We start from the raw sequence: 23331 nt of genomic DNA on the forward strand, positions 1-23331 counted from the left end.
CGGCAAACCGGGCTTTTTTTTAGGCAATATTCAGGTACTTGTGCGTCTGCATCGACAGGCGCCAGTTGCGCGCAATGCAGGTTTCAATGCACAGGCGCGTCGCATCCTCTTTCTGGCTGATCGGCTGCAGGGCAATCACCCGCTGCTTCTCATCCGTCAGCGTTGCCAGCAGTTCATCCAGCGCTTCGATATCACGCACGCGCCCTACCGGGTGCTTGATTTCATCCGCGCGCTCCAGCGCCTGAGACAGCACGTCATATCCGCCGCGCATATTCACTTTTGGCGATACCGTCACCCAGGTGGTGTGCGAGCAGCGCACTTCATGGGTGCCGCTGGTCTCGATCTGGCAGCTGTAGCCGTTCTTTTCGAGCAGCTCGGTCAGCGGCGTCAGATCGTGGATGCAGGGTTCACCGCCGGTGATCACGACGTGGCGCGCCGTCCAGCCCTGACGGCCAATAATGGCCAGCAGATCTTCTGAACTGCCCGCGCCCCACTTATCGCTCTCTTTGGTTTTCGCCAGTATGCTAAACAGCGACACTTCCCGATCTGCGAGCTTATCCCACGTATGTTTGGTATCACACCAGGCACAGCCAACCGGGCATCCCTGTAAACGAATGAAAATAGCGGGAACGCCGGTAAAGTAACCCTCGCCTTGCAGGGTCTGGAACATCTCGTTAATCGGGTACTGCATAGTCATCTCAGTAAAGGGGATAAACGATAAGTATCGCAGATCCCCGCCGGATGGTCATGCTCCATCGGTGCTTTGCGCGCCAATCGCCGCCATAAAACGCTCGGTAATTTGCTGTGGACGGGTGATCGCGCCGCCGACGACGACCGTATGCGCGCCCAGCGCCAGGCATCTGGCCGCGCGTTCAGGCGTATCCACGTTGCCTTCGGCCACCACGGGAACCGTCACGGCGGCCAGCACGGCCTTCAGGAACGCGCAGTCGTTCTCCGGAAGCGAATGGCCCGCCGTTTCCGCCGTATAGCCGTAAAGCGTGGTACCGACGCAGTCAAAGCCAAGCGCCTGCGCCGTCACGGCTTCGCCCACGGTGGAAATATCCGCCATCAGCAGTACCGAGGGGTAGCGTGAGCGGATGCGCGCAACCAGCGTTTCCAGGGATTCCCCACCGGGACGCTCCCGCGCCGTCGCATCAAGCGCAATGATTTCCGGAGAGACGGCCATCAGCTCATCCACCTCTTTCATCGTGGCGGTGATAAACACCTCGCTTTCCGGGTAATCCCGTTTGATGATGCCGATAACAGGCAAAGAGACCTGCTGTTTAATGGCCTCGATATCCACCACGCTGTTGGCACGAATGGCAGCGGCTCCGCCCTGCGCCGCCGCCAGCGCCATCCGCGACATAATAAACGGGCTGTGCAGCGGTTCATTCTCCAGCGCCTGACAGGAGACGACCAGTTTTCCCTTCAGGTTATCCAGTACAGTTTTCATTACGATAAGATCTCTTCCACTTCGTTTTTGATAATCGTGACGTGCGGGCCATAAATGACCTGAACACCGTTCCCGCGCACGATAACGCCGCGCGCGCCGGTGGCTTTCAGCGCCGCGTCATTCACTTTGCTGCCGTCCTTCACCGTGACGCGAAGCCGCGTGGCGCAGCAGTCCACCTCTTCCAGATTCTCTTTTCCGCCTAATCCAGCGATCACCGCAACGGCGCGCTCGCTCTGCGAGAAGGTCACCTCATTGGCCATCGCCTCCTTTTCCCGGCCCGGCGTGGCAAAATCGAAGCGGTTAATCAGGTAGCGGAAGGTGAAGTAGTAAAGGAAGAACCACGGCACGCCAACCAGCGGAACGAACATCCAGTTGGTTTTGGCCTCCCCCTGCAAAATGCCGAACAGCACGAAGTCGATAAAACCGCCGGAGAAGGTTTGCCCGATGGTGATATGCAGCATGTGTGCGAGCATGAACGCCAGCCCGTCAAACAGCGCATGAATGACGTAAAGCACCGGCGCAATAAACAGGAAGGAGAACTCGATAGGCTCGGTAATCCCGGTCAGGAACGAGGTTAACGCCGCAGAGAGCAGCAGCCCGGCAACGCGCTTTTTGTTCTCCGGTTTTGCCGTGTGGTACATCGCCAGACACGCGCCGAGCAGGCCAAACATCATCGTAATAAAGCGCCCGGACATGAAGCGCGACGTGCCCTCATAGAAATGCTGCGTGTTCGGGTCGGCCAGCTGGGCGAAGAAGATCCGCTGTGTGCCCTCAACCAGGTGACCGTTGACAATCTCACTGCCGCCGAGCGCGGTGGTCCAGAACGGCAGATAGAAGATGTGGTGCAAACCAAACGGGCCCAGCATGCGTAAAATGAAGCCGTACAGCAGGGTGCCCAGATAACCGGTGGCATCCACCAGCCCGCCGAGACCAAAAATCAGTTTCTGGAAATGCGGCCAGACCACGGTCATGAGCGCGCCGACAAGTATCGCCGCCAGCGAGCTGATTATGGGAACAAAGCGCGAGCCGCCAAAGAACCCGAGGAACTGCGGAAGCGCAATTTTATTAAACCGATGATGGAGCGTGCAGGTCACCAGACCAATCACCACGCCGCCAAACACGCCGGTTTCCAGCGTCTGGATCCCCAGCGTCATGCCCTGCCCCACAGCGCCCGGGTTCTCGTGCGCCAGTTTGCCGGTGAGGATCAGCAGCGCGTTGATGGTGGCATTCATCACCAGAAACGCGAGCAGCGCTGCCAGCCCAGCCGTGCCCTTATCGCTTTTTGCCAACCCGACGGCAACCCCAACTGCAAACAGCACCGAGAGGTTTGCAAACACGATTGAACCAGCGCTGCTCATGATGGTGAAAATGGCCTGAAGCCAGCCCACGTCTAAAAACGGATAAGCCGCCAGCGTATTGGGATTGGATAACGCGCCGCCTATCCCGAGCAGCAGACCCGCCGCGGGCAGCACGGCGATGGGCAACATAAAGGATTTACCAAAGCGCTGCGCTTTTTCAAACCATCCCCCCGAAGAAGCGCCACTGAACATTTGCATCATTTTTTCATCTCCCCGTTAATTGATGAAAATTTTTACCACACAAATATTATTACGTGAAAATTATCATCAAAAACCAGGAAGCCGATCATACTTTTTCAAAATGACTGGCATCTTTCCCCTCCTTTCCGCCACACTAGTCGCAGCGAAACACATTAAGGACGTGGCATGTCGGACCATGAAAATCTGCTGCTGAAGCTCCGCCAGGAGGCTTCCGGGTACAGCCCAACGCAACAAAAACTCGGCGAGTTTGTCCTCAGCGATCCTGCCCGGGTGCTCTACCTGACGATCACTGAACTGGCGCGCGAGAGCCACACCAGCGAGGCCAGCGTCACGCGCCTTTGCCGGACGCTGGGCTGCAAGGGCTATAACGAATTTAAAATGGCGCTTGCGCTGGATATTCAGCAGGGCCAGCCCGCGCGTCAGGCGGGGGATGAGATTGATAACGTCGTGGATGAGTCGGTGCAGGCTTTGCAGGATACCGCCCGACTCCTCGACCGCACGCTGCTTGAAAAAGCGGCGCTGGCGTTGCACCAGGCGCAATCCGTGCAGATTTATGGCGTTGCGGCCAGCGCGATCCTCGGGGAGTATCTGCATTACAAGCTGTTGCGGCTGGGCAAACCCGCCCAGCTGTTTAGCGATATGCACCGCGCAGCCATGAATGCGACAACGCTTTCGAAAGAGACGCTGGTTGTGGCCATCTCCAGTTCGGGTTCAACGCGGGATTTACTCCACGTGGTGAAGCTTGCCCGCAAGCGCGGCGTTAAGGTTCTGGCACTCAGCAATACGCCCCGCAGCCCGCTGGCGTCTCTGAGCGACATGCAGCTGGTTGCCGCCAAACCAGAGGGACCCCTTAGCGCAGGCGCACTCAATGCTAAGGTTGGGGTGATGCTGCTGATCGAGCTGCTGACCACGTCCATGATTGCGCTGGATGGTCATTACGGCGACGTTAGCCAACAAACCGCCAGCGCCACGCTTCCGCTGTTACTCTAAAAATCCTTCGCAGGCTAAATAAAATAGCCTGCGAGCTACGTCGTCTGATTTTAGTTAAGTGGTGTTTAAATCATTTATTTGGTAAATGTTTGGTGTAACAAATTATTATATTTATTACATTTTGAATTAAGTTTACTATTCGGGCGATCCACCATAAAAAACATTAAATTCAATAGGTTAAAATTTAAATTTTAATAGAGTGAATTTTTACCCTTCCGCTAATGTCCAATATATCCACCCGATTTCCTTTCCTTAAAATAAGCTTAAGATGCTGTCGGTTTCGGCGATTTATTATTTAAATGCCGTTTACTTTTGCGCGCCTACAATCCGCCTCATCAATCATAATGAGACGGTATTAATGAAGATGTTATTGATTACAGGCGTAACCGGATTTCTGGGCGGTGCAGTTCTTGAAAAAATCCTGACCAACGATCAGTCCGTAGAACTCCTTTTGCTTGCGCGCGCCGGCGATCCGCAGAGCGGGCTGGAGCGGGTGCTGGAGAATATGCGCAAGTTCAACGTTCCTGAGGACAAACTGGCCTCCCTGAAGGTGGATAATATCCTGATTGGCGACCTCAGCCAGCCTGAAGCCTTTCTGCACGATCCCCGTCTGGATCGGGTCACGCATGTCGTTAACTGTGCGGCCGTCGCCTCATTTGGTAATAACCCGCTGATCTGGAAGGTCAACGTTGAAGGTACGCTCGCGCTGGCGCGCCGTATGGAGCAGGTCACAGGACTGCAGCGTTTCCTCCACGTTGGCACCGCGATGTCATGCACGCCTGAGCAGGATTCACTGGTCGCCGAAAGCGCTGAATTCAGAGAGAATGCTGAACACCTGGTGGAATACACCTTTTCGAAGTCAACCATCGAACAGCTGATGCGCCAGGAGTGTCCGAACCTGCCGCTGCTTATCGCCCGTCCGTCCATCGTCGTCGGCCATACCCGTCACGGCTGCACACCCTCGAGCAGCATTTTCTGGGTCTTTAGCATGGGCCTGATGCTGCAAAAGTTTATGTGCTCAATGGAAGACCGGATCGACGTTGTTCCGGTGGATTATTGCGCCGACGCGATGTTAATGCTGCTCAACAGCAACGCTCGTCCGGGAGAAGTGGTACACATTTCTGCGGGAGAAGAGAACAGCGTTCGCTTTGCGGATATCGATCAGGCAATGGCGCAGGCGCTGGAGAAAGCCCCCGTCGGGGATAAATATGCGCAGGTCAGCTACGAAACGCTGGTCAGAATGCGCCGCGAGTTGAAACATATTTTTGGGCCGTGCAACGAACGTCTGATGCTGAAAGCCATGCGTTTATACGGTGCGTTTGCCACGCTTAACGTGCGCTTCAGCAACGATAAGCTGCTGAGCATGGGGATGCCGAAGCCACCCCGGTTTACGGACTACATCGCCCGCTGCGTGCAGACCACCCAGGGGCTGACCATTCCGGAGCAAATGGCGGTCGATTTTAAATAGCCAAAAAAAATGCCAGTCATTCGACTGGCATTTTCATTTTAAGGCTTAAGCAATTATGCCTGGCCTTTGATCTCTTTCAGACCGTTGTATGGTGCTTTTTCGCCCAGCGCTTCTTCGATACGAATCAGCTGGTTGTATTTAGCAACACGGTCAGAACGGCTCATAGAACCGGTTTTGATCTGGCCTGCAGCGGTACCCACAGCCAGGTCGGCAATGGTAGCGTCTTCAGTTTCGCCAGAACGGTGAGAGATAACAGCGGTGTAGCCAGCGTCTTTCGCCATTTTGATCGCAGCCAGAGTTTCGGTCAGAGAACCGATCTGGTTGAATTTGATCAGGATGGAGTTAACGATGCCTTTCTCGATGCCTTCTTTCAGGATCTTGGTGTTGGTTACGAACAGGTCGTCACCAACCAGCTGGATTTTGTCGCCCAGTACTTTAGTCTGGTATGCGAAGCCAGCCCAGTCAGACTCGTCCAGACCGTCTTCGATAGACACGATTGGGTACTGTTTGGTCAGGTCTTCCAGGAAGTGAGTGAACTCTTCGGAGGTGAATGCTTTGTTGCCTTCGCCAGCCAGAACGTATTTACCGTCTTTGTAGAATTCAGATGCTGCACAGTCCATCGCCAGGGTGATGTCTTTGCCCAGCTCGTAGCCCGCAGCTTTTACTGCTTCTGCGATAACAGCCAGTGCTTCTGCGTTAGAACCCAGGTTTGGCGCATAGCCACCTTCGTCACCAACAGCAGTGTTCATACCTTTAGCTTTCAGAACTTTAGCCAGGTTGTGGAACACTTCAGAACCCATACGAACCGCTTCTTTCAGGGATTTCGCGCCAACTGGCTGAATCATGAATTCCTGAATATCAACGTTGTTGTCTGCGTGCTCACCACCGTTGATGATGTTCATCATTGGTACAGGCATGGAGTATTTGCCTGGGGTGCCGTTCAGTTCAGCGATGTGCTCGAACAGTGGCATACCTTTCGCTGCAGCAGCCGCTTTGGCGTTCGCCAGGGAAACAGCCAGGATTGCGTTCGCACCGAAGTTAGATTTGTTTTCAGTACCGTCCAGATCGATCATGATCTTGTCGATGCCAGCCTGGTCTTTGGCGTCTTTGCCAAGGATTGCCTGAGCAATCGGACCGTTTACAGCGCCAACCGCTTTCAGTACGCCTTTGCCCAGGAAGCGGGATTTGTCGCCATCGCGCAGTTCCAGCGCTTCGCGAGAACCAGTAGAAGCACCTGATGGAGCAGCAGCCATACCAACGAAACCACCTTCCAGGTGAACTTCGGCTTCAACGGTCGGGTTACCACGGGAGTCGATGATTTCACGACCGATGACTTTAACGATTTTGGACATTAGATTTTCCTCAGTACAAGTTAAACTAAAACTCCAGACAAACAACGCGTACCAAAGGTACGCGTTGCCGTTCTAACTTTTCTTACTTCGCCTGACGCTTCTGGTAGTCGCTGGCGGCCTTCACGAAGCCTGCAAACAGCGGATGCCCGTCACGCGGCGTTGAAGTAAATTCCGGGTGGAACTGGCAGGCGACAAACCACGGATGGTTTGGCACTTCAATGATCTCGACTAACTGATCATCCCCGGAGCGGCCCGCAACACGCAGGCCCGCGGCTTCAATAGGTTTCAACAACATGTTGTTGACTTCATAGCGGTGACGATGGCGCTCGGTGATGACCGGCTCGCCATACAGCTTGCGAACCACGCTATCGTCAGACAGCTGGCAGGCCTGTGCGCCAAGACGCATGGTGCCACCCAGATCGCTCTTCTCGGTACGGACTTCGACGTTACCTTCTTCGTCACGCCATTCAGTGATAAGCGCCACCACAGGGTACTTACAGTCTGGCACAAATTCCGTAGAGTTCGCGTTTTCCATTCCCGCTACGTTGCGCGCAAATTCGATCAGCGCAACCTGCATACCCAGGCAGATGCCGAGGTATGGAATATTGTTTTCACGCGCATAGCGCGCGGTAGCGATCTTGCCTTCTACACCACGGTAGCCGAAGCCGCCAGGGATAAGGATAGCATCCAGATCTTTCAGGATTTCAACGCCACGCGTTTCAACATCCTGCGAATCAATCAGCTTGATGTTCACAGAGACACGGTTCTTCAGACCACCGTGTTTCAGCGCTTCGATCACTGACTTATAGGCATCCGGCAGTTCAATGTACTTGCCGACCATACCGATAGTCACTTCGCCTGCCGGGTTGGCTTCTTCATAAATAACCTGTTCCCATTCAGACAGGTTAGCTTCCGGACAGTTCAAGCTGAATCGTTTACAAATATAATCGTCCAGGCCCTGAGATTTCAACAGGCCCGGGATTTTATAAATGGAATCGACATCTTTCATTGAAATAACGGCTTTTTCAGGCACGTTACAGAACAATGCAATTTTCGCACGTTCGTTCGCCGGAACCGCGCGATCGGAGCGGCAAACCAGGATATCTGGCTGAATACCAATAGAGAGCAGCTCTTTCACAGAGTGCTGAGTCGGCTTGGTTTTCACTTCGCCTGCAGCGGCCATGTACGGCACCAGGGTCAGGTGCATGAACAGCGCGTGTTCACGGCCAATATCTACCGCCAGCTGACGAATCGCTTCCAGGAATGGCAGGGATTCGATATCACCCACGGTACCGCCGATTTCAACCAGCACCACGTCGTGGCCTTCGCCACCCGCAACAATGCGTTCTTTGATTGCGTTAGTGATGTGCGGGATAACCTGAACGGTTGCACCCAGGTAGTCACCACGGCGCTCTTTACGCAGAACGTCGGAATAGATGCGGCCAGTCGTGAAGTTGTTACGACGGGTCATTTTGGTGCGGATGAAACGCTCGTAGTGGCCAAGATCCAGATCGGTTTCAGCGCCGTCTTCAGTAACGAACACTTCCCCGTGTTGGATTGGGCTCATGGTGCCCGGATCGACGTTGATGTACGGATCCAGTTTCATCATGGTCACATTGAGGCCACGGGCTTCAAGAATGGCTGCGAGGGAGGCTGCGGCAATGCCTTTACCCAGAGAGGATACGACCCCGCCGGTCACAAAAATATAGTTCGTTGTCATGCTGAACCTGAGAAGTTAGGGTGAAACGATGGAATAACCAGGACGGGAAAGTAGTATACCCGAACACGGCGAGCGCCACAAACTTTCATTCTCCGTCTCCATTCCAGGCCATGACAAACATAAGGAGTGAGAAAATAGCCCCTTTTGGGTAAATGTTTTTGACGCAAATCAAGCGCTTGTCATTTAAAAAATCACACAAATTGCGCTTGATCGCAAAATCTCGTTAGAGATCATGTTCCTGGCGCTTTACTTCCTGCCAGACTTCTTCCATTGCCTCGAGGTCAATTCCGCTCATTTCCAGGCCTCGCGAGGCGACAATCCGCTCAACTTCGCGAAAGCGTCGTTCGAATTTTATGTTGGCTTTTTGCAGGGCGGTTTCCGCTTTTACACCCAGGTGGCGAGAAAGGTTGACGGTCGCAAACAGCAGGTCGCCCATCTCTTCCTCAAGCTTTGCTTCATCCACCACCGCCTGCTGCGCTTCGTGCATGACTTCATCAATCTCTTCGTGCACTTTATCCAGCACCGGGCCGAGGGAGGTCCAGTCAAACCCCACCGCGGAGCAGCGTTTCTGGATTTTATGCGCGCGCATCAGCGCGGGCAGGCTCAGCGGAATATCATCCAGCGCCGAGTGCTGAGATTTTTCCGCCCGCTCGGCGCTTTTGATCTGTTCCCAGCGGGCCAGCACCTCCGCGCTGTTGCCTGCGGTGGCATCGCCAAAGATATGGGGATGACGGCGCTCCAGCTTGTCGCTTATAGCAGCGCAGATATCATCAAAGTCAAAGCGCCCTTCTTCCTGCGCCATTTGCGCGTAGAACACCACCTGGAACAGCAGATCGCCCAGCTCGCCGCGCAGGTCGTCAAAATCTTCGCGGGAAATCGCGTCCAGCACCTCATAGGTCTCTTCAAGGGTGTAAGGGGCGATGGTGGCGAAAGTCTGCTCTTTGTCCCACGGACAGCCGTTTTCCGGGTCGCGCAGGCGTTTCATGATGCCGAGCAGGCGGTCAATTTGAGTCATGGTTCTGTCCTGATAAAAAAATGCCGGGTGGCGGCTAACGCCTTACCCGGCCTACAAAAGAGGGAAATCTTATCCGCCGTGCAGACGACGCGCGTCAATCACATCCGGCACCTGGTTCAGTTTGCCGAGCACGCGGCCCAGCACCTGCAGGTTGTAGATTTCGATAGTCATATCGATGGTGGCAAGCTGCTCGCGGGTATCGCTGCGGCTGGCAACGCCCAGCACGTTGACCTTCTCGTTGGCGAGAATGGTGGTGATGTCGCGCAGCAGGCCGCTGCGGTCGTTGGCGGTGACGCGCACCACCAGCGAATAGCCGGCGGAATAGCTCTCACCCCAGACGGCTTCCACGATGCGCTCCGGCGCATGCGACTGCAGCTCGGCAAGCTGATCGCAGTCGGAACGGTGAATCGAAATCCCACGCCCCTGGGTGATAAAGCCGACGATATCGTCGCCTGGGATCGGCTGGCAGCAGCGGGCAATGTGGTGCATCAGATTGCCCACGCCCTCGACCACCACGCGGCCATTGTCTTTGCTGCGCTGCTGCGGCGCATAGGTTTTCTGCTGCAGCTGCTTCAGCGCCGCCGCGTCCTGCTCTGCCGCGCTTGGCTTATTGAACTGCGCCTGCAGGAAGTTCACCATCTGATTCAGACGGATATCACCGCCGCCAATGGCCGCTAGCAGCTCGTCAAGCTCGTTGAAGTTGTAGCGCGGCAGCAGGAATTTCTCCGCCTCTTTCAGGCTTATCCCGATATGCTCCAGCTCGTCGTCGAGGATCTGGCGACCGGCAAGGATGTTCTTGTCGCGGTCCTGTTTACGGAACCAGGCGTGAATTTTCGAGCGCCCGCGGCTGGTGGTGACGTAGCCCAGGTTAGGGTTAAGCCAGTCACGGCTCGGGTTGGGCTGTTTCTGGGTAATGATTTCAATCTGGTCACCCATCTGCAGTTGATAGGTGAACGGTACGATTCGTCCGCCGATTTTCGCCCCGATGCAGCGGTGTCCCACATCGCTGTGGATGTGGTAGGCAAAATCGAGCGGCGTAGAGCCCGCAGGCAGGTCGACAACGTCCCCTTTCGGGGTAAAGACATAGACGCGGTCATCAAAGACCTGGCTACGCACTTCGTCGAGCATCTCGCCGGAGTCAGCCATCTCTTCCTGCCACGCAATCAGCTTGCGCAGCCAGGCAATGCGGTCTTCATGTCCTGAACGCGCCCCGCCGGAGGTGCCTTCTTTGTATTTCCAGTGCGCGGCTACGCCCAGCTCGGCGTCTTCGTGCATCTGCTTAGTGCGGATCTGAATCTCGACCGTTTTGCCGCCAGGGCCAAGCACAACGGTGTGGATAGACTGATAGCCGTTCGGTTTGGGGTTGGCGACATAGTCATCGAACTCATCGGGCAGATGACGGAAGTGAGTGTGTACTATCCCCAGCGCGGCGTAGCAGTCCTGCAGACGCTCCGCCACGATCCGCACGGCGCGCACGTCAAACAGCTCGTCAAAGGCGAGGTGTTTCTTCTGCATTTTGCGCCAGATGCTGTAGATATGCTTGGGCCGACCGTAGACTTCGGCGCGCACGTTCTCTTCTTTCATCGCCTGGCGCAGCCCGCCGACAAACTCCTCGATATAGTGCTCGCGGTCGATACGGCGCTCATGCAGGAGTTTGGCAATACGTTTATATTCCGCCGGGTGCAGATAGCGGAAGCAGTAATCTTCCAGCTCCCATTTCAGCTGACCAATCCCTAAGCGGTTCGCCAGCGGCGCATAGATGTTTGTACACTCTTTGGCGGCCAGCACGCGCTCGTCTTCCGGCGCATCCTTCACCTCACGCAGGTGGGCAATACGTTCGGCAAGCTTGATGACCACGCAGCGGAAATCATCCACCATGGCCAGCAGCATCCGGCGAACGTTATCAACCTGTTCTGAAGAGACGGAATCGGTATGGGCAGCTTTAAGCTGGCGGATGGCCGCCATATCCCGCACGCCGTGGATCAGCGCGACGACGGATTTCCCGACGCTGTCGCGCAGCACGTCTTCGCTGACCACGTCCGCATCCGCGAGGGGGAAGAGAAGCGCGGCCTGCAGCGTTTCGATGTCCATGTTCAGCATGGATAAGATTTCAACCATCTCCACGCCGCGCCACAGGAGAAGATCGGCATCCGGATGCCCCTGCGTGGTGCGCAGACAATAGGCCCAGGTTTCGGTTAAGCGTTCACACGACTGCTGGCTGGAAATTCCCAGACTTGCGATCCATTTTTGTGGGTCAAATTCCCCAGCTTTATTGAGATGTGCACTTCTTACCGCAACCATTGTCCTCTCCTTTAGGGACCAGGGCCTGTCGAAGTCGACAAGCCAAACAAATTAGATGTGCTCGAACAACACCATCGATTCCAGATGACCAGTGTGCGGGAACATGTCCAGCATTGCCAGACGCTGAATCTGGTAACCCGCGCTGATTAATGCCTCACTGTCCCGGGCAAGCGTTGCCGGATTACAGGAAACATAGACCACACGCTTCGGCGCGAGTTTAATAATATGTGCCATCACACCCGGGGCACCGGCACGCGCCGGGTCGAGCAAAATTTTATCAAAGCCCTGTTTTGCCCACGGCTGTTGGGTGACATCTTCCTCAAGATTTTGATGAAAGAATGTCACATTTTGCAAGCCGTTCTGTTGTGCGTTCTCCTGCCCTTTAGCCACCAGCGCCTCAACGCCTTCCACGCCGACGACGCTGGCCGCTTTTCGCGCCAACGGCAGCGTGAAGTTGCCCATTCCGCAGAACAGATCGAGCACTCGATCGCTTTTCTGAACATCCAGCCACGTCAGCGCTTTCTCAACCATCTGCTGGTTTACGCCATCATTCACCTGAATGAAATCCCGCGGGCTGAACGTTAAGCGTAGCCCGTTTGACGCATACCAGGGCGCCTCACCGGTAACCTGCTCAAGTATCTCGCTTTGTGGTGCAAGAAAAAGCGCCAGGTCGTGGGAATGCGAAAAGCGTTCCAGTTTTTCGCGATCTTTTTTCGACAGCGGCGCGGTATGGCGCAGCACCATCAGCGGTCCATTGTTTGCCATGACCAGTTCGACATGCCCAAGGTGGCGAACGCCGTCCAGCCCGGAGAGACAGGTGCGCACATCCGGAAGCAACGCCTCAAGATGGGGCACCAAAATGGGGCATTGCTGCACATCGACGATGTCACTGGAGCCGGCCTTGCGAAACCCCATCTCCAGCCGCGCCGTTTTTGGCTGATAGCTGAGGCTCAGGCGGGCGCGCCGACGGTAGCCCCAGGGCTCATCGGCGAGAATTTCGTTAACGTCGTGTTTAAGCTGACGCGCCAGCGCGCGGCTTTTGCTTTTTTGCTGTAATTCTGTGCTCGCATGCTGTTGCTGGCAGCCCCCGCAAACGCCAAAATGTGGGCAGCGGGGCTTCACGCGCTCCGGGCTATCGTTGAGACGACGCTTAACCTGTCCGCGCGCGAACTGGCGTTTATCTTCCGTCAGCGTAATTTCTGCTCGTTCTGTTGGCAGTAAACCTGTTATAAACAGAGCCTTACCATTGTGACGTGCCACTCCCTGCCCAAACGGATCGAGGTCCGTGGCTTCAACAGTGATGATTTGACGCGTCGTCACGCGTCGCTTTGCAGAGTAGAATTGCGCCATCGCCGAGATTTTTCTCACATAAACATAATTATCTTAATTGTCCCATAACGGAACGCCATGACCAACTACAGCCTGCGCGCGCGCATGATGATTTTGATCCTCGCCCCCACCGTTCTCATCGGTTTGCTGCTGAGTATCTTCTTTGTGGTGCACCGCTATAACGATTTGCAGCGACAGCTGGAGGATGCAGGCGCCAGCATTATCGAACCGCTTGCCGTTTCCAGCGAGTACGGCATGAACCTGCAAAACCGCGAATCCATTGGTCAGTTAATCAGCGTACTCCACCGCCGCCACTCGGACATCGTACGCGCCATTTCCGTTTACGACGAACATAACCGCCTGTTTGTCACCTCGAATTTTCATCTCGATCCTGCGGCCCTGAAGATCCCGGACGGTACGCCGTTCCCTCGCCATCTCACCGTATTGCGGCGCGGCGATATCATGATCCTGCGCACGCCGATCGTATCTGAAAGCTATTCACCCGATGAGTCTGCGCAGTCCGACGCCAAATCCAGCAACAATATGCTGGGATATGTAGCGCTGGAGCTGGATCTCAAGTCGGTCCGGCTACAGCAGTATAAAGAAATCTTCATCTCTGGCGTGATGATGCTGTTCTGCATTGGCATTGCGCTGATCTTCGGCTGGCGCCTGATGCGCGACGTGACGGGCCCCATCCGCAACATGGTTAACACGGTTGACCGCATCCGACGGGGACAGCTCGACAGCCGGGTGGAAGGGTTTATGCTGGGCGAGCTGGATATGCTGAAGAACGGCATCAACTCGATGGCCATGTCGCTGGCGGCGTATCACGAAGAGATGCAGCACAACGTTGACCAGGCGACGTCCGACCTGCGCGAAACGCTGGAGCAGATGGAGATCCAGAACGTTGAGCTGGATCTGGCGAAAAAGCGCGCTCAGGAAGCGGCACGTATTAAGTCGGAATTCCTGGCCAATATGTCGCACGAGCTGCGTACGCCGCTCAATGGCGTGATCGGCTTCACCCGCCTGACCCTGAAAAGCGAGCTCAACCCGACTCAGCGCGATCACCTGCACACCATTGAACGCTCGGCCAACAACCTGCTGGCGATCATCAACGACGTGCTGGACTTCTCCAAGCTGGAAGCGGGCAAGCTGATCCTGGAGAGTATTCCCTTCCCGCTGCGCAGTACGCTCGATGAGGTGGTGACGCTGCTCGCGCACTCGTCGCACGACAAAGGCCTTGAGCTGACGCTCAACATAAAAAACGACGTGCCGGATAACGTTATTGGCGATCCTTTGCGTCTGCAGCAGGTCATTACCAATCTTGTCGGGAATGCCATTAAATTCACCGAAAGCGGTAATATCGACATTCTGGTAGAAAAACGCTCGATCAGCAGCAATAAGGTGCAGATTGAAGTCCAGATCCGCGATACCGGCATCGGGATTCCTGAGCGGGATCAGTCGCGTCTGTTCCAGGCGTTCCGTCAGGCGGACGCCAGTATCTCCCGCCGTCATGGCGGTACCGGCCTGGGGCTGGTGATCACGCAGCGCCTGGTGAACGAGATGGGCGGCGATATCTCCTTCCACAGCCAGCCGAACCGCGGCTCAACCTTCTGGTTCCACATTAATCTGGACCTCAATCCAAACGTATTGACCGACGGCCCGGTGACGGACTGCCTGAAAGGCAAGCGTCTGGCCTACGTCGAACCTAACGCGGCAGCAGCGCAGTGCGCGCTCGATATTTTAAGCACCACGCCGCTGGAGGTGGTCTACAGCCCAACCTTCTCAGCGCTTGCCGTTGAGCACTACGACATTCTGCTGATGGGGATCCCGGTCACCTTCACCGGCGAGCTGACCATGCAGCAGGAGCGGCTGGCGAAAGCCGCGTCAATGACCGACTATTTGCTGCTGGCGCTGCCCTGCCATGCCCAGCTCAATGCAGAAGAGTTGAAAAATGACGGGGCCGCCGCGTGTCTGCTGAAACCGCTCACCGCGACCCGCCTGCTGCCCGCGCTCACGGAGTATTGCCGTCTTAGCCAGCATGCCCTCCCGCTGATTGACGATGAGCAAAAATTGCCGATGAGCGTGATGGCGGTGGATGATAATCCGGCCAACCTGAAGCTCATTGGTGTATTGCTTGAAGACCAGGTTCAGCATGTGGAGCTGTGCACCAGCGGCGCGCAGGCGGTTGAACAGGCTAAGCAGATGCAGTTTGATTTGATACTGATGGATATTCAAATGCCGGGCATGGATGGCATTCGGGCCTGCGAGCTGATCCACCAGCTGCCGCATCAGCAGCAAACGCCGGTCATTGCGGTCACCGCGCACGCGATGGCCGGTCAGAAAGAGAAGCTGCTGAGCGCCGGAATGAATGATTATCTGGCGAAGCCAATCGATGAAGAGAAACTTCACAACCTGCTGTTACGCTATAAGCCGGGTCATATTGGCGGGACGTACACGGTATCCAGCGAGCCGGTTGAAATCAGCGTCAACCAGAACGCGACCTTTGACTGGCAGCTTGCCCTGCGCCAGGCGGCAGGTAAACCCGACCTGGCCCGCGAAATGCTGCAAATGCTGGTCGCGTTTCTGCCGGAAATTCGCAATAAGGTAGAAGAGCAGCTGGTGGGTGAAAACCCGGAAGATTTGCTGGAAGCAATCCACAAGCTGCACGGTAGCTGCGGTTACAGCGGCGTGCCGCGGCTGAAAAATCTTTGCCAGCTGCTGGAGCAGCAGCTGCGTGCCGGTACGCCGGAATCGGAGCTTGAACCGGAATTCCTTGAGCTGCTGGATGAGATGGATAACGTAACGCGGGAAGCGATGAAGGTGCTGGGGAGCTGAGGTAAAAGCCCGGTGGCGCTGCGCTTACCGGGCCTACAGGTGCTCTGACGTAGGCCGGGTAAGGCGAAGCCGCCACCCGGCAATCACAGCTAAAATGCCTGCCCCACTTTCAGCACCGCCGCGATATTCCTTGCGGCCATCCTGACGTTCTCGCTGGCATTTTCAAGCGCGTCTTCCAGCGAGCAGATGGTGTAGATCACGCTAAACACCGCATCAATGCCGTGATCGTGTACCACGCCAACGTCCGCCGTCAGGCTTCCTGCAATGCCGATAACGGGTTTGTTAAAGCGTTTTGCCACTCTCGCCACGCCCACCGGGACTTTGCCGTGGATCGTCTGGCTGTCGATGCGGCCTTCTCCCGTGATCACCAGATCCGCATCGGCCACCTGGTCGGCCAGGTGTAGCGCATCGGTCACGATCTCAATGCCCTGGCGCAGCTGCGCGCCGCAAAAGGCGTACAGCGCGGCCCCCATGCCACCCGCCGCGCCGCCACCAGCAAGGTTTAGCACGTCGATATCCAGATCCCGGGCAATGACTCTCGCATACTGTGCCAGCGCGTTGTCCAGGGTAACGATCATCTCGGGCGTGGCCCCCTTTTGCGGGCCAAATACGGCTGACGCGCCATCCTTTCCGGTGAGCGGATTCGTCACATCACAGGCGACCTCTATCCGGCACTCCGCCAAGCGTCTGTCCAGCCCGCTCAGGTCGATACGCGCAAGTTTTCCCAGCTCGCCCCCGCCCAGAGCAAGGGGCTGCCCGCTGTCGTCCAGCAGCTTTGCCCCCAACGCCTGCACCATCCCTGCTCCGCCGTCATTGGTGGCGCTGCCGCCGATGCCGATGATGATATGCTTAACGCCCGCATCCAGCGCGTGACGAATAAGTTCGCCCGTGCCCCACGAGGTGGTTTTCAGGGGATTACGCTGCGAAGGGACGACCAGCTCCAGGCCGCTTGCCGCCGCCATTTCAATAAAGGCACTCTGCTCGTCACCGGATAAGCCATAAAACCCTTCCACGCGCTCACCCAGCGGGCCGGTCACCGGAACATGCACAATGCGTCCCTGCGTTGCCGCGATCATCGCCTCAACCGTCCCTTCGCCACCGTCCGCGACCGGCAGTTTGACGTAAACCGCCTCGGGGAAGATCTCGCGAAAACCACGTTCTATCGCTGTCGCAACCTCAAGCGCACTCAAACTTTCCTTATACGAGTCCGGTGCGATAACAATTTTCATAAGCCATCCTTACGCATAGTCGTTACGTTAAGCATACACCACGTAAAAGACCGCCTGTGGGAGCGGTCCCAATGCGTTTATCGTACCATGCACGGGCGTTTATTGTCGAATGTCCAGTCCGGGATCAGATACTGCATCGCCATCGCGTCGTCGCGCGCGCCCAGACCGTGTTTCTGATACAGCTCGTTGGCCTTCATGACCTGGTCCATATCCAGCTCAACTCCCAGCCCCGGGGTAGAAGGCACCTGCACCATGCCACCTTTGATCTCAAACGGCTGCTTAGTCAGACGCTGGTTACCTTCCTGCCAGATCCAGTGCGTATCGATAGCGGTAATCGTGCCCGGCGCGGCGGCGGCAACGTGCGTGAACATCGCCAGCGACACGTCGAAGTGGTTGTTAGAGTGCGAGCCCCAGGTCAGGCCAAACTCATGGCACATTTGCGCCACGCGCACCGACCCCTGCATCGTCCAGAAGTGCGGGTCCGCCAGCGGAATATCAACAGACTGCAAGGACAGGGTGTGTCCCATCTGACGCCAGTCGGTCGCAATCATATTGGTCGCGGTCGGCAGCCCCGTTGCGCGGCGGAATTCCGCCATGACTTCACGTCCTGAGAAGCCTTGCTCAGCCCCACACGGATCTTCCGCATACGCCAGCACGCCTTTCAGTTGTTTACCGATCGCAATGGCCTCCTTAAGCGACCATGCGCCGTTCGGATCCAGCGTCACGCGTGCCTGCGGGAAACGTTTTGCCAGCGCGGTGACGGCTTCCGCCTCTTCCTCACCGGCCAGCACGCCGCCTTTCAGTTTGAAATCATTAAAACCATATTTTTCATAAGCGGCTTCCGCCAGGCGCACCACCGCGTCCGGGGTCATCGCCTCGTCGTGGCGGAGTCGGTACCAGTCGCATTGTTCATCCGGCTGGCTCTGATAAGGCAGCGGCGTCAGCCTGCGGTCGCCGACAAAGAACAGATAGCCCAGCATTTCCACTTCGCTGCGCTGCTGACCCTCGCCCAGCAGCGACGCAACGTTAACGCCCAGATGCTGGCCCAGCAGATCTAACATGGCGGATTCAATCCCGGTCACCACGTGGATGGTGGTTCGCAGATCGAAGGTCTGCAGGCCACGCCCTCCGGCATCGCGATCGGCAAAGGTGTTGCGCACGGTGTTGAGGACATTTTTGTACTCACCCAGCGTTTTGCCCACCACCAGCGGAATGGCATCTTCCAGCGTTTGGCGGATCTTCTCCCCGCCCGGAATTTCGCCCACACCCGTATGGCCGGAATTGTCTTTGATAATGACAATGTTGCGGGTAAAGAATGGCGCATGCGCGCCGCTCAGGTTCATCAACATGCTGTCATGGCCCGCAACCGGAACGATCTGCATGGCGGTAACTACTGGGGTAGAAAAAGTACTCATCGTTCAATCCTTTTATCAGTGACGTCCGAAAACAGGGCGCTTACGGTCAAATGTCCAGCCGGGGATCAGGTACTGCATCGGGCCCGCGTCGTTACGCGCGCCGCCCGGTAGCTTTTTATACGCCTCATGGGCTTTATGGATCTGATCCCAGTCAATCTCCACGCCCAGGCCCGGTGCATCCGGTACGGCAATCTTGCCGTTGATAATTTCCAGCGGATTTTTCGTCAGGCGGGCTTCCCCTTCCTGCCAAATCCAGTGGGTGTCGATGGCGGTCGGGTTACCCGGCGCCGCCGCGCCAACGTGGGTAAACATCGCCAGCGAAATATCAAAGTGATTGTTCGAGTGACAGCCCCAGGTCAGCCCCCAGTCATCGCACAGCTGCGCCACGCGCACTGCGCCTGAAAGCGTCCAGAAGTGCGGGTCCGCCAGCGGTATGTCAACGGCGTTCAGCATCACCGCGTGACCCATTTCACGCCAGTTGGTGGCGATCATATTGGTCGCGACAGGCAGCCCGGTGGCGCGACGGAACTCGGCCATGACTTCACGGCCCGAGAAGCCCTGCTCCGCGCCGCAGGGGTCTTCCGCATAGGTCAGGACATCCCCCAGCCCTTTGCACAGGCTAATCGCTTCATCCAGCAGCCATGCACCATTGGGATCGACGGTGATCCGTGCATCCGCAAAGCGTTTTTTCAGCGCCCGGGCCGTTTCAATCTCCTGCTCGCCGGGCAGCACGCCGCCCTTCAGCTTGAAATCCTTAAAGCCGTAGCGATCCTGCGCCGCCTCGGCCAACCGCACCACCGCGTCGCTGGAGAGCGCTTCCTGGTGGCGCAGGCGATACCAGTCGTGATCGCCCGTGGATCGCGCCAGATAGGGGAGATCGGTTTTATTGCGATCGCCCACGTAGAACAGATAGCCCAGCACGGTAACCGCATCGCGCTGTTTGCCGGGCCCCAGCAGCTCGCAAACCGGAACATTCAGCGCCTTACCCAGTAAATCGAGCAGGGCGGCCTCCAGGGCGGCGACCGCGTTGACCCGCAGTTCAAACGTCCAGGCACCTTTACCGAACGTATCAAAGTCTGCCGACTGATTGCCCTTATGCACCCGCTGAACCACCTTGTTCAGACGGGCGATCTCCTGGCCCACGACCTGCGGAATGGCATCGACCAGCGTCTGGTAAATCACCTCTCCGCCGGGGGCCTCGCCCACGCCGGTATTCCCTGCGCTGTCTTTCAGCACGACGATATTACGGGTAAACCAGGCGTTATGCGCACCGCCAATATTGAGCAGCATGCTGTCCTGCCCGGCCACCGGGATGACCTTCATCTCCGTGACGGTTGGACTCGATTGCGTTGTCATCATCCACGCTCCGCTACAGGTTTAAGTTCGACGCGCTTGATATCCCCCACCAGCACCAGGTAACTCAGCACCGCCACCAGCGCATGTACCCCGACATAAATCAGCGCACCGTTAAAGGAGCCGGTGGTGCCAACGATGTAGCCGATAGCGATTGGCGTCACAATCCCGGAGATGTTGCCGAACATGTTGAACAGACCGCCGCTCAGGCCGCTGATCTCTTTCGGTGCCGTATCCGCCATTACCGCCCAGCCCAGCGCGCCAATGCCTTTGCCGAAGAAGGCCATCGCCATAAAGCCGATAATCATCCATTCGGCATTGACGTAGTTACAGAACACCATGGTCATGGAGAGCAGCATGCCGAGCACAATCGGCGTTTTACGCGCGATGTTCAGTGACCCCGTGCGGCGCATCAGCCAGTCGGAAATCACCCCGCCGAGCACGCCGCCGACGAAGCCGCAGATTGCCGGGACCGAGGCAACAAATCCCGCTTTCAGAATCGACATGCCGCGAGCCTGCACCAGGTACACCGGGAACCAGGTGATGAAGAAGTAGGTTAAGGCGTTAATACAGTACTGGCCCAGATAGATGCCGATCATCATGCGCGAGCCGACGAGCTGCTTGATCTGCGCCCATTTCTGGCTGAACGGGACTTTTGCTTTTGCGGATTTCTGATCCATGTTGATCAGCGCTCCGCCTTCCGCGATGTACTCCAGCTCTTTTTTGTTCACGCCAGGATGCTGGTTGGGTTCGTGGATCACTTTCAGCCAGACGAAGCTGATGACGATCCCAAGCCCGCCCATGAAGAAGAAGACGTGTGACCAGCCTACCTCATGCGTCAGCCAGCCCATGATTGGCGCGAAGATCACCGTTGCGAAGTACTGTGCGGAGTTGAAAATCGCCACCGCCGTTCCCCTCTCCTGCGCCGGGAACCATGCCGCCACAATTCGGCTGTTGCCCGGGAAAGAAGGTGCTTCCGCTAAGCCTACCAGGAAGCGCAGCGTGAAGAGCGCCACGATAATGCCGAAGCCGCTGAAGATATCGACGAAACCCTGCAACAGGGTAAACATCGACCAGATAAAGATGGACCAGAAATAGACGCGTTTAGATCCAAAACGGTCCAGCAGCCAGCCGCCAGGAATTTGCCCGATGACGTAGGCCCATGAGAATGCGGAGAAAACGTAACCCATGCCCACGGGATCAAGGCCGATATCTTTTGCCATTTCCGAACCGGCAATCGACAGCGTGGCGCGGTCACCATAGTTAAAGGACGTGACGATAAACAGCATCACCACTATCCAGTAGCGGGCGTTGGTGCGCTTTTCAGCGCTGCTCGCTGCGTGGCTTAATGTACTCATTGTTGCACTCCTGAAACATAGCTTTCGCCAGGTTCATTCTGTACAGCACCGGTAGGGTAATCAGAATGAGATTAGTTTTGTCGTTTTGGTACGGCCTGACGCCGTTTTATAGTGACCGGGAAAGTATATGAAGGAGTGCCTCTTCACCTCACCGTGCAGAAACACAGTATTGAAGAGTGTATGAGAGGTTGTTTATGGCATAAGCCCAAGGGAGTGGAAGGTGGTTCACGGAATTGAGGATTTGCTGCGGCTTCGTTGCCGGGTGGCGGCTACGCCTGACCCGGCCTGGAAAACCCGTAGGCCCGCGCAAGCGAAGCGCCGCCGGGCAGCGGGTTATTTGAGAAGTGAGGCCCAGTTCTCCACCCACGGGTTTGATTCGCTTTCTGGCTCCGGGTGCTCCCCGGCATCAATCAGCAGCATCTCGCCGACGCGCTGGGCGCTCTGTTCCTGCAGGAGCGCATCGAACTGCTTGCCGCCGCCGCAGAAGTTGGCGTAAGAGCTGTCGCCCAGGGCAATGATGCCGTAGTGCACGTTCGGCTGATAGCCAAGCTGGTCTTTAATGCCCTGGAACAGCGGCACGATGCTGTCCGGCAGATCGCCCTGCCCGGTGGTGGAGGTCACCACCAGAATGTACTTATCTTGATACTTTTGCCAGTCCGCCAGTTCCGGGTCTTCATAGACCGTGGCTTTATGGCCCTGGCTGGCGAGTATTGCCTCAGCCTCTTCCGCTACCAGCAGCGAGTTGCCGTACATTGTGCCGACAAAAATGCCTACTTCAGCCATGATATTTTCCCATAATGAATACGTTTACCGTTCATCCTGAACGTTGCCCGATACAAACTCAACCCTTTCATTTTCGGGGAGTTGTCCCAGCCAGCCAAACTGTGACAGCGCCTGCATCCAGACGTCGTCCAGCCCAGCACGAATAGTCAGCGGCTCGCCAGTAAACGGGTGCGTCAGGCTCAGCTCGCTGGCGTGCAGCATCAGACGATGGCAGCCAAAGTGTTCGGCCGCGCTGCGGTTCTGGCGCAAATCACCGTGCTTGCTGTCGCCAATAATCGGGTGGCGCAGGTGCGCAAGGTGGCGTCGCAGCTGGTGCTTGCGCCCGGTTTTAGGCAAAAGCTCAACCAGGCTGTAGCGTGTGGTCGGAAACTTGCTGGTTGCCACCGGCATTTCGGTCGTCGCCATGCCGCGATAATCCGTCACGGCGGGCTGCGGGCCTTTGTCATCGCGGGCAAATTTATCGGCGATTTTGTCCAGCTCTTCCACCAGCGGGTAGTCCAGCGTGGCGGCTTCCGTCAGCCAGCCGCGGACGATCGCGTGGTAGCGCTTTTGCATCTGATGCTGTTCGAACTGCTGTGACAGCAGGCGTCCCGCCTCGCTGGAAAGCCCCATCAGCAGCACGCCGGAGGTCGGCCTGTCGAGACGATGGGCGGTAAAAACATGCTGACCAATCTGGTCGCGAACGGTCTGCATCACCACCACTTTCTCATCACGATCGAGCCAGCTGCGGTGCACCAGCCAGCCTGACGGTTTATTCACCGCCACCAGCCACTCGTCCTGATAGATGATCTCAAGCGTCATGCATCTTCACCGGCAAACAGGGCATCCAGTTTTTCCAGTTCGACCAGCATCACGTCGCGCGCAGGGTGCGTCGCCTCGAGCGCCATTTCATAGTAGGGAGAGACAGCAAACGCCTGCGGCAGCGGGTGACCGCCCTCAAGCAGGGCGTGCATGCGCGGAATTAACACCCACTGCAGCCACTCAAACGGGGCCAGCGTATCCAGGCAGAAGGGCTGGGTGCTCGCGAACGCTTCTGGCTGCGGCGCGGTCTCCTGCCACAGCTGATGTTGGCGCAAAAGGGCTTCGATGGCGTGCAACTGGGCACGAACGCTATCGTGTTGCGTCATAGTAACCTCAACTGAAAAAGTGAACGGCGCGCAGCATAGCA

At 56.7% G+C, this 23331-nt stretch carries 18 protein-coding genes; 3 read left to right on the top strand and 15 right to left on the bottom strand.

The annotated features are described in order from the left end of the window. Window positions 1–19: 19 nt before the first annotated feature. Genes queE through GVO84_RS17915 form a run of 3 tightly spaced genes read right to left on the bottom strand, consistent with a single transcriptional unit; the run spans window position 20 to window position 3012 of the window. Window positions 20–691, bottom strand: a complete 672-nt coding sequence (gene queE / locus GVO84_RS17905) for a 7-carboxy-7-deazaguanine synthase QueE (protein ID WP_023309006.1) — start codon at window positions 689–691, stop codon at window positions 20–22. A gap of 54 nt (window positions 692–745) precedes the next feature. After that, window positions 746–1453 carry an N-acetylmannosamine-6-phosphate 2-epimerase gene (locus GVO84_RS17910; RefSeq protein WP_033146416.1) on the bottom strand — a complete coding sequence of 236 codons (708 nt, stop codon included), beginning with the start codon at window positions 1451–1453 and terminating at the stop codon, window positions 746–748. Further along, a complete protein-coding gene (locus GVO84_RS17915; RefSeq protein ID WP_033146417.1) occupies window positions 1453–3012 on the bottom strand; it encodes a PTS transporter subunit EIIC in 1560 nt (519 codons plus the stop codon). Before GVO84_RS17915 ends, GVO84_RS17910 begins: the two co-directional genes overlap by 1 nt. Window positions 3013–3177: 165 nt before the next feature. On the opposite strand from GVO84_RS17915, the gene GVO84_RS17920 reads away from it, so the two are divergent. After that, window positions 3178–4002 carry a MurR/RpiR family transcriptional regulator gene (locus GVO84_RS17920; RefSeq protein ID WP_159514812.1) on the top strand — a complete coding sequence of 275 codons (825 nt, stop codon included), beginning with the start codon at window positions 3178–3180 and terminating at the stop codon, window positions 4000–4002. A gap of 358 nt (window positions 4003–4360) precedes the next feature. Continuing rightward, window positions 4361–5470 carry an SDR family oxidoreductase gene (locus tag GVO84_RS17925; RefSeq protein ID WP_159514813.1) on the top strand — a complete coding sequence of 370 codons (1110 nt, stop codon included), beginning with the start codon at window positions 4361–4363 and terminating at the stop codon, window positions 5468–5470. 53 nt (window positions 5471–5523) lie between these two features. On the opposite strand, the gene eno is transcribed toward GVO84_RS17925, so the two are convergent. From eno to rlmD, 5 genes are all read right to left on the bottom strand, one after another. Further along, window positions 5524–6822: a phosphopyruvate hydratase gene (gene eno, locus GVO84_RS17930; RefSeq protein ID WP_023309012.1), complete on the bottom strand. Its 1299-nt coding sequence runs from the start codon at window positions 6820–6822 to the stop codon at window positions 5524–5526. A gap of 82 nt (window positions 6823–6904) precedes the next feature. Next, window positions 6905–8542, bottom strand: a complete 1638-nt coding sequence (gene pyrG, locus GVO84_RS17935; protein ID WP_023309013.1) for a glutamine hydrolyzing CTP synthase — start codon at window positions 8540–8542, stop codon at window positions 6905–6907. 223 nt (window positions 8543–8765) lie between these two features. Next, window positions 8766–9557 (bottom strand): nucleoside triphosphate pyrophosphohydrolase, encoded by a 792-nt coding sequence (gene mazG, locus GVO84_RS17940; protein ID WP_159514814.1) that lies wholly within the window; start codon window positions 9555–9557, stop codon window positions 8766–8768. 69 nt (window positions 9558–9626) lie between these two features. After that, window positions 9627–11858: a GTP diphosphokinase gene (gene relA, locus GVO84_RS17945; RefSeq protein ID WP_023309015.1), complete on the bottom strand. Its 2232-nt coding sequence runs from the start codon at window positions 11856–11858 to the stop codon at window positions 9627–9629. Window positions 11859–11909: 51 nt separating this feature from the next. Then, window positions 11910–13208 carry a 23S rRNA (uracil(1939)-C(5))-methyltransferase RlmD gene (rlmD, locus tag GVO84_RS17950; protein ID WP_121424546.1) on the bottom strand — a complete coding sequence of 433 codons (1299 nt, stop codon included), beginning with the start codon at window positions 13206–13208 and terminating at the stop codon, window positions 11910–11912. Window positions 13209–13265: 57 nt separating this feature from the next. Between rlmD and barA the strand changes: the two genes are divergently transcribed. Then, window positions 13266–16025, top strand: coding sequence for a two-component sensor histidine kinase BarA (gene barA / locus GVO84_RS17955; RefSeq protein WP_121424547.1), 2760 nt, complete (start codon window positions 13266–13268; stop codon window positions 16023–16025). Between the two features lie 89 nt (window positions 16026–16114). On the opposite strand, the gene GVO84_RS17960 is transcribed toward barA, so the two are convergent. From GVO84_RS17960 to GVO84_RS17990, 7 genes are all read right to left on the bottom strand, one after another. Further along, the gene (locus tag GVO84_RS17960; RefSeq protein ID WP_159514815.1) at window positions 16115–17254 is read right to left on the bottom strand and encodes a glycerate kinase; all 1140 of its coding nucleotides are present in this window, start codon (window positions 17252–17254) and stop codon (window positions 16115–16117) included. 77 nt (window positions 17255–17331) lie between these two features. Further along, a complete protein-coding gene (gene gudD, locus GVO84_RS17965) occupies window positions 17332–18669 on the bottom strand; it encodes a glucarate dehydratase (protein ID WP_159514816.1) in 1338 nt (445 codons plus the stop codon). Between the two features lie 15 nt (window positions 18670–18684). Beyond that, on the bottom strand, window positions 18685–20025 hold the full coding sequence (locus tag GVO84_RS17970) for an enolase C-terminal domain-like protein (RefSeq protein ID WP_159515662.1): 1341 nt from the start codon (window positions 20023–20025) through the stop codon (window positions 18685–18687). Then, window positions 20025–21380 (bottom strand): galactarate/glucarate/glycerate transporter GudP, encoded by a 1356-nt coding sequence (gene gudP / locus GVO84_RS17975; protein ID WP_023309021.1) that lies wholly within the window; start codon window positions 21378–21380, stop codon window positions 20025–20027. Before gudP ends, GVO84_RS17970 begins: the two co-directional genes overlap by 1 nt. A 333-nt stretch (window positions 21381–21713) precedes the next feature. Further along, on the bottom strand, window positions 21714–22163 hold the full coding sequence (locus GVO84_RS17980; RefSeq protein ID WP_121424550.1) for a flavodoxin: 450 nt from the start codon (window positions 22161–22163) through the stop codon (window positions 21714–21716). Between the two features lie 24 nt (window positions 22164–22187). After that, window positions 22188–22964, bottom strand: coding sequence for a tRNA pseudouridine(65) synthase TruC (truC, locus tag GVO84_RS17985; RefSeq protein WP_159514817.1), 777 nt, complete (start codon window positions 22962–22964; stop codon window positions 22188–22190). Then, entirely contained in the window at window positions 22961–23290 is a 330-nt protein-coding gene (locus GVO84_RS17990; protein ID WP_023309024.1) for a YqcC family protein, read from the bottom strand. The genes truC and GVO84_RS17990 overlap by 4 nt, the downstream gene beginning before the upstream one ends. Window positions 23291–23331 lie beyond the last annotated feature (41 nt).

The sequence above is a fragment of the Enterobacter sp. SM3 genome, assembly GCF_009811935.2.
Lineage (GTDB): Bacteria > Pseudomonadota > Gammaproteobacteria > Enterobacterales > Enterobacteriaceae > Enterobacter > Enterobacter asburiae_D.

Excerpts from the sequence above, each read along its gene's own strand:
- queE (WP_023309006.1), bottom strand. The coding sequence starts at position 691 with ATGCAGTACCCGATTAACGAGATGTTCCAGACCCTGCAAGGCGAGGGT.
- GVO84_RS17910 (WP_033146416.1), bottom strand. The coding sequence starts at position 1,453 with ATGAAAACTGTACTGGATAACCTGAAGGGAAAACTGGTCGTCTCCTGT.
- GVO84_RS17915 (WP_033146417.1), bottom strand. The coding sequence starts at position 3,012 with ATGATGCAAATGTTCAGTGGCGCTTCTTCGGGGGGATGGTTTGAAAAA.
- GVO84_RS17920 (WP_159514812.1), top strand. The coding sequence starts at position 3,178 with ATGTCGGACCATGAAAATCTGCTGCTGAAGCTCCGCCAGGAGGCTTCC.
- GVO84_RS17925 (WP_159514813.1), top strand. The coding sequence starts at position 4,361 with ATGAAGATGTTATTGATTACAGGCGTAACCGGATTTCTGGGCGGTGCA.
- eno (WP_023309012.1), bottom strand. The coding sequence starts at position 6,822 with ATGTCCAAAATCGTTAAAGTCATCGGTCGTGAAATCATCGACTCCCGT.
- pyrG (WP_023309013.1), bottom strand. The coding sequence starts at position 8,542 with ATGACAACGAACTATATTTTTGTGACCGGCGGGGTCGTATCCTCTCTG.
- mazG (WP_159514814.1), bottom strand. The coding sequence starts at position 9,557 with ATGACTCAAATTGACCGCCTGCTCGGCATCATGAAACGCCTGCGCGAC.
- relA (WP_023309015.1), bottom strand. The coding sequence starts at position 11,858 with ATGGTTGCGGTAAGAAGTGCACATCTCAATAAAGCTGGGGAATTTGAC.
- rlmD (WP_121424546.1), bottom strand. The coding sequence starts at position 13,208 with ATGGCGCAATTCTACTCTGCAAAGCGACGCGTGACGACGCGTCAAATC.
- barA (WP_121424547.1), top strand. The coding sequence starts at position 13,266 with ATGACCAACTACAGCCTGCGCGCGCGCATGATGATTTTGATCCTCGCC.
- GVO84_RS17960 (WP_159514815.1), bottom strand. The coding sequence starts at position 17,254 with ATGAAAATTGTTATCGCACCGGACTCGTATAAGGAAAGTTTGAGTGCG.
- gudD (WP_159514816.1), bottom strand. The coding sequence starts at position 18,669 with ATGAGTACTTTTTCTACCCCAGTAGTTACCGCCATGCAGATCGTTCCG.
- GVO84_RS17970 (WP_159515662.1), bottom strand. The coding sequence starts at position 20,025 with ATGACAACGCAATCGAGTCCAACCGTCACGGAGATGAAGGTCATCCCG.
- gudP (WP_023309021.1), bottom strand. The coding sequence starts at position 21,380 with ATGAGTACATTAAGCCACGCAGCGAGCAGCGCTGAAAAGCGCACCAAC.
- GVO84_RS17980 (WP_121424550.1), bottom strand. The coding sequence starts at position 22,163 with ATGGCTGAAGTAGGCATTTTTGTCGGCACAATGTACGGCAACTCGCTG.
- truC (WP_159514817.1), bottom strand. The coding sequence starts at position 22,964 with ATGACGCTTGAGATCATCTATCAGGACGAGTGGCTGGTGGCGGTGAAT.
- GVO84_RS17990 (WP_023309024.1), bottom strand. The coding sequence starts at position 23,290 with ATGACGCAACACGATAGCGTTCGTGCCCAGTTGCACGCCATCGAAGCC.